1 protein-coding gene is annotated in these 1354 nt (G+C 42.5%); it reads left to right on the top strand.

The features are described 5' to 3' along the window. Nucleotides 1-111 precede the first annotated feature (111 nt). The gene (locus tag HMPREF0671_RS11630; RefSeq protein WP_036900995.1) at nucleotides 112-1329 is read left to right on the top strand and encodes an IS4 family transposase; all 1218 of its coding nucleotides are present in this window, start codon (nucleotides 112-114) and stop codon (nucleotides 1327-1329) included. Nucleotides 1330-1354 lie beyond the last annotated feature (25 nt).

Raw genomic sequence — 1354 nt, 5'->3', positions numbered from 1 at the left:
ATATTACTGTCCGGTAAACCTTTTCCACATATAAAAGTTAAGGGCTAAAATCCGTATTTGGATTTCAGCCCTTTTTGTTACTTTTGTTTTCTTGGTCAAAACTTCAATAACATGGGCAAAAGTACACATTTTATCGGACAGCCGGTCTATAATCAGGTAATAAAATTACTCGATAAGCAACAAATCAAGCAAATTAGCCTTGAAACACCCCGAAGTGAAGCTTATGTGAAGCGTCTTGACGGGTGGACTCACCTTGTCATAATGCTCTTCGGTGTTCTCAAACACTTTGATTCTCTTCGGGAAGTGGAGATTGGCATGAAGGCTGAAGTAAACAAACTACATCATCTTGGCATGGACTATGTCGTCCGTCGTAGTACGCTTGCTGATGCCAACAAGCGTCGCCCACAAGAGTTCTTTGCAAGCGTTTATGCGTACCTCTTAGAGCGTTATGGTTCTTTTTTAGCGGACAGCCGCCCTAAAGGTGAACAGAAGACATGGGAGAAACTTCTGTATATGATGGATTCAACTACGATTACCCTTTTTGACAACATCCTCAAAGGAGTAGGCAGACACCCCAAGAGTGGTAAGAAGAAAGGCGGTATGAAGGTTCATACGGTGATGAAGTATCATGTTGGTGTTCCCATGGTCGTACAGCTTACCTCTGCCGCCACGCATGATCATTATCTACTTAAAGAAGTGCATCTTCCTAAGGATGCTACCCTTACCATGGACAGGGCATACGTTGATTATGCACAGTTCCAGCGACTTACAGAGGAGGGAGTATGCTATGTGACCAAGATGAAGAAGAATCTCACGTATAAGGAGCTATCCTCAGTAACCTATGTAAGTCCTGATGGGCTGGTTATGCATACTGACAAGAAGATTCTCTTTGAGAAGGGAGAGATGAGGCACGAGGCAAGACGAGTGGAACTATGGAGTAATAACTCACATAAGTCAGTTGTCCTATTGACCAATAACCTTGAGCTTGATGTGAAGGACCTTGAGGAGATTTACAAGCGCAGATGGGCTATTGAGTCCCTTTACAAGCAGCTCAAGCAGAACTTCCCACTGCATTTCTTCTATGGTGACAGTGTAAATGCCATACAGATACAGACATGGGTGGTACTCATTGCCAATCTGCTCTGTACCGTTATCTCCAGAATGATAAAAAGACACGTATCCTTCTCGCAGCTGGTAACCATGCTAAGGCTCACACTGATGTATTATACCGATTTTATATCATTTATGGAAAATCCACAGAATGATGAACTCATCATAATAGCTGAAAAGGCAAATTCACCACCAAAAGAACTTGATTTATTTCACTAGGGGGCTTGGATTTCAAAAAAGAATG

This window comes from Prevotella sp. S7 MS 2 (genome assembly GCF_000762865.1).
Lineage (GTDB): Bacteria > Bacteroidota > Bacteroidia > Bacteroidales > Bacteroidaceae > Prevotella.
The sequence above is the reverse complement of the archived record's forward strand: the minus strand, read 5'-3'. Positions and strand labels throughout refer to the sequence as shown.